Source organism: Bacillus sp. ISL-46, assembly GCF_018613205.1.
The window spans coordinates 226,173-233,652 of sequence record NZ_JAGGQR010000045.1 but is presented as its reverse complement, the minus strand read 5'-3'; the positions used below and the strand labels follow the sequence as shown (position 1 = coordinate 233,652).

Sequence of the window (7,480 nt, the reverse complement as noted above, 5' to 3'; positions counted from 1 at the left end):
GTTTCTTAATTGAAACTAAAAATTTTTGTTTGTTTGCACGATTTTGTTTGTTTAGTTTTCAAAGAACAAATCTATTATTCTTGTTTGTCATCCAATCAAGTGATTAGCGACTTTTATTATTCTAGCATAACACCTTTTTAATGTCAACTTCATTCGAAATAATTTCTTACATCTCTTAAACTATTTATTCCGTAGCAGCGACAATGAATATCATACTACCCCATCACTAATTCGTCAACCATTTCTTTTCGATTTTTTTATAAATAGGCTGTGTTAAACTTGGCTGTTGATTTCCGCTTCAGGCGCTTCGCTCCAATCAACATGGGCCAAAATCAACAATGATCTTTAACTTAGCCATAAATTAAATAGCACTTTGTAATGGGAAAATCAAAGTTTATTAAATAGGTTTAGATTAAGAATTAATAGGAAAAAATACTTTAGTATTCCGTTCTTATCATAAAGGAGATGACTATAAATTGAGTATGAAAAAAGACGATGAAAGTGGATTGATTACTCCTGTGGAACAAGAGCAAAATCAATCGGTTTTGGATGAGAAATTGCCTGAATTTGATGTGATTGGAACCGCACTTAACGATGTTTAATTCGAAAACCCTTTGAAAAAAGAGAAATCCTCTTTTAATGCAAAGGGTTTTTTCACCTTTTAATTGCCCTTAATATGACGGCTTCCCCGACGAAGGAGATAATTTGATTATCCCTTATGGTAATTTTAAATTTCTCTTTTACTTTCGGGGATGCACTAAGGATGAATTGAGTTAATTTATCTTTTTCATCTTCAGGTAAATTCATGCGATCACACCAAGGTTCGTAATGAAAGGTTTTTTCAAAGCGGTGCCATTCAAAAATTTCAAAACCGGAAATTTCAAGCATCCGGAGCCATTCACTTTTCTTCCAAGCCCGGAAATGACTGTAATCCCGCCATTTTTCGATGGTATTATAAAATAGATCATAGTCCTCTTCCTCCGGAACGACATTATCATCAAGTAAAAACTGACCTGATGGCTTGAGAACGCGGTGGACTTCTTCCACAAACTTATTTACATCCGGGAAATGATGTGGAGCAATCCGGCAAGTTACAATATCAAATAATCCATCAGGAAAGGGAAGAATTTCTGCATCCCCAACTTTAAACTCGACATTTTGATGTCCATTACCTAAGATATATTTTTGAGCTGCCACTAACATTTCAGGTGTCAAATCTAATGCCGTTACTTTTTTTACACAAGATGCAAAAGCATTGGCAGTATGACCACCGCCTGTGGCAACATCCAATAATTCTTCTTCACCGGTCGTCATCGCCATTTCTAAAAGCTTTTGTAAGTCATTGCCATCTTTGTGGATAGCACTACTAACATAGGAATCTGCACTTTTTCCAAACTGTTGTTGTACATCCTTTTTGATATCCATGTCATTTCCCCCTCCGTGACTTCTATTTAATAACTATAAAGCAGTTACTTCATAAAGAAAATGACAGGTATTTTATGTTTTACAATAAGAAAAACTAATCGGATTTATCAATCCATTTCAAGAATTACCGGGCAGTGGTCGCTCCCCATCACATTGCAATGAATATCCACATTCTTGAGTCGTTCCCGCAATCTTTCGGAAACAATAAAGTAATCAATCCGCCAGCCAATATTTTTTTTCCTGACTTTTGCCATGTAGGACCACCAGGTATAAGCACCTTCCTTCTCCGGATTAAAATGACGATAGCTGTCAACAAAGCCTTCAGCAAGTAAAGAGGTCATTTTCCCACGTTCTTCTTGCGTAAACCCGGAATTCCCATTATTGGATTTTGGATTTCGCAAGTCAATTTCCTGATGGGCGACATTCAAATCCCCGCATAAGACGACGGGTTTCAGTTTATCTAATTCCTTCAAATGCAGTAGGATCCGATCCTCCCAGTCCAAACGATAGTTGATTCTCGCTAAATCTCTTTGTGAATTAGGGGTATAGACATTAACTAAGAAAAAGTCGTCAAACTCTAATGTAAGAATTCGTCCTTCTCCTTCAGTCTCATCCGTTCCTACCCCATATCGAACAGAAAGCGGTTTGTTCTTAGTAAACACCGCCGTACCAGAGTAACCTTTCTTGATTGCATAATTCCAGTATTGGTGATATCCAGCCAACTCAAGACTAATTTGCCCTTCTTGCAGTTTGGTTTCCTGCACACAAAAAATGTCTGCATCCACTTCATCAAAATAATCCAAAAAACCTTTTTTAACACATGCCCTAAGGCCATTAACATTCCAAGATACTAGTTTCATGCTAACTATTCCTTCTCCCTTGCTAACTGGTTATTTAGTAGTGTTTGATAGGAGACATTTTATCAGTTAAGGAGGATTTGGGAAAGAAATATGAACCCCCATAAGATGGATTATTAGTCCAACTGATGGGGGGCACTTCAGTCAGCTGCCTTTTTTATATGGTATAAAATACTTTTCAGGTAATTTGCCGGAAAACAGCTTGGAAACAGGGACTATTTTTATATTTCGTTTATTAAATTCGTCTATCGCCTGAAAGACACCAATCGAACATATTTTTCCGGTTATACCTACATGCCCAATAGCAATACCTGTACCTTTTATTTCAGTAACCTTCGCTAGTCTAATCATTTGTTTTCGAACATGCGCTGAAGAGGATATGTCGTCTAGAAATACATCTCTTTTAAGGATGGGTACACCCAGCTCTTTGGCTATTTCGGGAAATTTCGTATTTGGACTAGTGGCACTATCGATAATAAATAATCTTCTTTCCTTAGCAACCTCAACAATTGCACGAACTATTTCTTTATTTTCAACCGCAAGTGAGCCCATATGGTTATTGATGCCTACAGCATATGGAACATCTTTTATCGCGTCCTCTACAATTTGTCTTACTTCGGCTGGTGAAAGGTCATTCGTAATTGGCCTTGGCCCAAGCCAAGATCTTTTTCCTCTTTTTGGTTCCATGGATAAATGAATCATTACTTCGATGCCATATTTATGGGCCCATTCCGCATGTTCTGTCGAGTGTTCTGAAAACGGCATGACTGCAGCAGTAATCGGAATTTCTCCTTCAAGGAAGTCACGCACACCACCCGTTCCACCGCCGAAATCATCAATGATAATCGCAGCCTTTAGTTCTTTGGGTTCATTTTTTTCGGCCGATGTCGGTTGTTGAAATGTAAATACCATGAATGGAATAAGCATATAAATAAACTTTTTCATAAATGACCCCCAACTTTGATTTTAGAGGTTAATTTGCCCTAAGTGATCATAAATTAGACAAAAAAAAGAGAGCTGCAAGAGCCCTCTTGAGTTATCTATTCTTGATCATATACCTTTACTTCTACCATTTTATCACCATTGCGCATGGATTTTGCAGTTTCAAGCCCAGAAGTCACTTGTCCAAACACGGTATGCACACCGTTTAGATGCGGCTGTGATTCATGAACGATAAAGAATTGGCTTCCTCCAGTGTTTTTGCCTGCATGTGCCATGGATAATGCACCAGGTACATGTTTGTGAGGATTCCCTTCTGTTTCACATTTAATTGTGTAACCAGGTCCACCAGTTCCACGACCTTCAGGACAGCCTCCTTGACTTACAAATCCAGGAATAACTCGGTGGAATGTTAATCCATTGTAAAATCCTTTGTTAACCAATGATTCAAAATTCTCAACTGTCCCTGGTGCTGCTTCTGAATATAAATCAAATTCAATTTTTTCTCCGTTTTCCATCAAAAAATGACCTTTTTTCGCCATTGAAAACACTCCTTTATGTAAAAATCATTTTTATCATACACTTTTCAAAAAAGAAATGAAAGTTTGAAACACCAAATTTCTTCCTTTCAGTAATATTTCTCCTATGGTTGTGGTAATATAATAGTACCCCTTCCGAACATTCGCTTGTTGCGGGACACTTAACCAATGTACGGACGGAAGGGGCAAGGTGTAACAAACTGTTGCATCACGAAAGCCGAGACGAAAGTCTCGGCTTTTTGTATGTTAGCCTTTTCGTATAGCCATCCAAGTGTAGAAAGAATAAAGAATCGTTAAAAATAACAGGTAACCAAAGAACGTGTAGAGATGTGACCAGTTCTCAGTGTGGTCAAACCAGCCGAACACTTCCGTTAATTTTTCTAGAATGGGCATCAAAAGACTAATAAAGACGATCAGGCCTAGTTTCCCCCATTTATTCACCTGGTTCATCATTCGCAGAAAGACGAATACTAACACCGGCAGCACCACGAGTGTAAATACAATATTGATGGAGAAAATAGTTGGCAACGGCCTCACGGGGAACCGATATATGTGTTTCCCAACGAAAAAAAGATCTAAATACGTAGCGAACAAGGAAGCCAAAAATACGGCTGCGAGGGATGGGTTAGTCCAAAATCGATATGGCTTTTTTGGCGATGGCAGCGAGCTCGAGTCGTTCAAGTGTTTTACAGTATTCATTTTTAATCTCCCCGTCAATTTTTTCATTGTCATCCATTAAATAATCCACAACACGATCATCTTCAAACCAGTCCCCTTTTTCAGCCTCCGTTTGACTTACATTCTTCCAAGCGTATTCAAGGGCAGGACTATAAATTTTCCTTGCCCGCGGCCTGAGCTGACAGGCCTTTAAGCGGGTTTGATAGGCAAAACCAGGTATTCCTTCGTTGATGTTATTAAAAATATGCGGCCAGTAATCCTTTCTGGAGCCTGAATGTGGATGGGTTTTAGCCCATTCCAAGACTAGTTTTAAACGCTCCTTGTTTTTAAAAAGGACATCATATAATCTTTTTCCAAGTAAAATTCGTTCATTCAATGACTCAAACTGATGAAGTGTTTGCCCAGCTAGGTTTCTTTTTCCATAGGGAAAGAGGATATGGTTAAAAGAAAGCAGGTCCTGGAGAATAAATTCAAATTTATTTAACACTCCTTTTTGATAAAGTGGATTCTGAACCACCCTTTTTTCCAAATAACTCTGTTCATTTATTATCAACGCAATGGCGAGAGTATAGGTTTCTTGATAAAGCCAAAAGTGATTCCAAATCGTTTCCATAAAGGTAGAAATATTTAGATAAGAACTTAAATGAAATAACGGTTTATGTTGCTTTAAGCTTTCCCTATACAACAAAAATTGCGGATAGACGTCTTGGAAAATGAGCCAATTCCCACGCTCTAAAAAAGAAAAAAAAGTTTCTCTTTCTTTTTTCGAGAGTAAACGGGTGAGAAATTCTCCCTTAAGGTCGGTCATATTCCACCCCCCGTTCCGTGAGACCATATGCCCGAGAAAAGCCCAATGGATTTCAGGGAAGTGAAGATAAAAGTCAAGGTATGCCTTCGTTCTAGTGACATTATTTAAGTTATGCTCCTTTGTCTCAGTCTTTATTTGTTCTAAAAGGATCGCTTCCCCTCTCGTTATTTTTGGCGGCAAACCTGATTGTTTGCCCTTCATTTTTAATTCTTCCCTTATATATTCAAGTGGTGACTTCTCGCGATTTCTCTTAAAAAATATGGCACATTACCTCCTTTGCGTATTCTCCTTCTACCTATGGAATATGTATGAATGAGAATAATTTTCTGGGAGAGGAATGAGTACTTACTTATGAGCAATACAAAAAAAGGCATCGATTGGATTATTAAGAAGCTTCGGAAAGACCAATCTCCCGATGGATCTTGGAATTACCCCTTTGAAACAGGACAGTCAACAGATGCCTATATGATCATTTTATTGCGGACATTGGAATTAAATGATGAAGAATTAATTCAAGGCTTGGTTTCGAGGATCATTAGTAAACAGGGTGAAAATGGAGCATGGAAGCTTTATTATGATGAAGGCGAAGGGAACCTCAGCGCGACAGTGGAAGCTTATTACGCCTTATTATATTCGGGATATGTTAAGAAGGATGACAAACGATTGCGGGCTGCGAAAAGATTTATTGTCTCCAAAGGCGGCTTAGAAGAAGTTAGTATCTTTACAAAAGTGATGCTTTCTTTAACCAGTCAATATATATGGCCAGATTTTTCTCCTCTTCCGGTTGAATTCTTACTCTTGCCACACTACTTTCCGATTAATTTCTATTCCTTTTCTGTCTTTGGCAGAGCCAATCTTACTCCGATTATTCTTCTCGCCGACAAAAAGTTTTTTATTAAGACAAAGAAAAGCCCTAATCTTTCAGGACTACATCTACACCGTAATCAGGAAAAACCTTGGTTTCGATCTGCTGAATATCGTTCCTTGTTGTCATTTATCGAGGAGGGAGTTAAAAGATTAATGGGTCTACCCGAGCAGCTCCATCAGCTAGCGATAGAACGGGCCAAAAAATATATGTTGGACCACCTTGAAGCAGATGGCACCTTTTACAGTTACTACAGTAGTACCTTTTTAATGATTTTTGCCCTACTCTCCCTAGGATATAAGAAAACGGATCCGGTGATATCAAAGGCCGTGAAAGGTTTGATTGCAATGAAATGCGATATCAACGGAAGCCCCCATATGCAGTACACCACAGCGAATGTATGGAATACCTCATTGATTGGTTATGCCCTCCAGTCAGCTGGTGTTTTAGCAGACGATCCAATGGTCATGAAGGCCAATCGTTACCTGTTAGACCATCAGCATCATAAATTCGGGGATTGGGTAATTCATAATCCAAAGACAATGCCCGGCGGCTGGGGGTTTTCCGATATAAATACGATGAATCCGGATGTCGATGATACAACTGCCTCGCTCCGTTCTATTTCAAGAATTGTTCCGCATGAAAGACATGCCTGGGACCGAGGTCTGAGTTGGCTTTTATCCATGCAAAATGACGATGGGGGCTGGGCAGCGTTTGAAAAGAACATCAATACAAAGTTATTCGAATTCCTCCCAATTGAAAAAGGCGAATTTTTACTAACAGATCCTTCCTGCGCAGACATCACAGGGCGAACCTTAGAATTTTTGGGGAATTACACGAATTTATCAAGAGACCACAAAGCGATCAATAAAGGGGTTAACTGGCTTTTGAAAAATCAACTGAAGGATGGTTCTTGGTATGGAAGATGGGGGATTTGTTATTTATACGGAACTTGGGGAGCAGTAACTGGTTTATTAGCCGCAGGGGTCCCTACTAGTCATACAGCAATCCAAAAGGCTGTGAATTGGATACAAGGGATTCAAAATGAGGATGGCGGCTGGGGAGAGTCATGCCATAGTGATAGCGAAAAAGCATATGTGCCATTACGAGCAAGTACATTAACGCACACAGCTTGGGCACTCGATACCCTGCTAACCACTTCAGAAGAACCAACCACACAGATTCGAAAGGGGATTTCCTATTTATTAGCGTCACTTGAAAAACAAGATTGGACCACTAATTATCCAAAAGGTCAAGGAATGGCCGGTGGTTTTTACATTCACTATCACAGTTATCGCTACATTTTCCCTCTCATGGCTATGTCACATTATCATAAAAAATTCGAGTCGTAAAAAGAACAAAACATCGA

Annotated in this window: 8 protein-coding genes; 2 read left to right on the top strand and 6 right to left on the bottom strand. The window is 38.9% G+C overall.

Going from position 1 to position 7,480, the window contains the following annotated elements; genetic code table 11:
- Positions 1 to 476: 476 nt before the first annotated feature.
- Positions 477 to 602, top strand: a complete 126-nt coding sequence (locus J7E67_RS31900) for a hypothetical protein (RefSeq protein ID WP_285290741.1) — start codon at positions 477 to 479, stop codon at positions 600 to 602.
- A 52-nt stretch (positions 603 to 654) separates the two neighbouring features.
- Here J7E67_RS31900 and J7E67_RS21745 read toward each other — a convergent pair whose 3' ends face one another.
- From J7E67_RS21745 to J7E67_RS21720, 6 genes are all read right to left on the bottom strand, one after another.
- Positions 655 to 1,425 (bottom strand): class I SAM-dependent methyltransferase, encoded by a 771-nt coding sequence (locus tag J7E67_RS21745; RefSeq protein ID WP_214732822.1) that lies wholly within the window; start codon positions 1,423 to 1,425, stop codon positions 655 to 657.
- 107 nt (positions 1,426 to 1,532) lie between these two features.
- On the bottom strand, positions 1,533 to 2,285 hold the full coding sequence (locus tag J7E67_RS21740) for an exodeoxyribonuclease III (RefSeq protein WP_214732821.1): 753 nt from the start codon (positions 2,283 to 2,285) through the stop codon (positions 1,533 to 1,535).
- A 141-nt stretch (positions 2,286 to 2,426) separates the two neighbouring features.
- Positions 2,427 to 3,227 carry a divergent polysaccharide deacetylase family protein gene (locus tag J7E67_RS21735; RefSeq protein ID WP_214718557.1) on the bottom strand — a complete coding sequence of 267 codons (801 nt, stop codon included), beginning with the start codon at positions 3,225 to 3,227 and terminating at the stop codon, positions 2,427 to 2,429.
- A gap of 95 nt (positions 3,228 to 3,322) precedes the next feature.
- Complete coding sequence (locus J7E67_RS21730) at positions 3,323 to 3,763, bottom strand: peptidylprolyl isomerase (RefSeq protein ID WP_214718556.1); 441 nt, start codon at positions 3,761 to 3,763, stop codon at positions 3,323 to 3,325.
- A gap of 243 nt (positions 3,764 to 4,006) precedes the next feature.
- On the bottom strand, positions 4,007 to 4,459 hold the full coding sequence (locus tag J7E67_RS31895) for a CBO0543 family protein (protein ID WP_285290740.1): 453 nt from the start codon (positions 4,457 to 4,459) through the stop codon (positions 4,007 to 4,009).
- A complete protein-coding gene (locus tag J7E67_RS21720; protein ID WP_214732820.1) occupies positions 4,386 to 5,447 on the bottom strand; it encodes a DUF2515 domain-containing protein in 1,062 nt (353 codons plus the stop codon). Before J7E67_RS21720 ends, J7E67_RS31895 begins: the two co-directional genes overlap by 74 nt.
- Before the next feature lie 150 nt (positions 5,448 to 5,597).
- Here J7E67_RS21720 and shc point away from each other — a divergent pair, with 150 nt between their 5' ends.
- Positions 5,598 to 7,463: a squalene--hopene cyclase gene (gene shc / locus J7E67_RS21715; protein WP_214732819.1), complete on the top strand. Its 1,866-nt coding sequence runs from the start codon at positions 5,598 to 5,600 to the stop codon at positions 7,461 to 7,463.
- Positions 7,464 to 7,480: the final 17 nt, after the last annotated feature.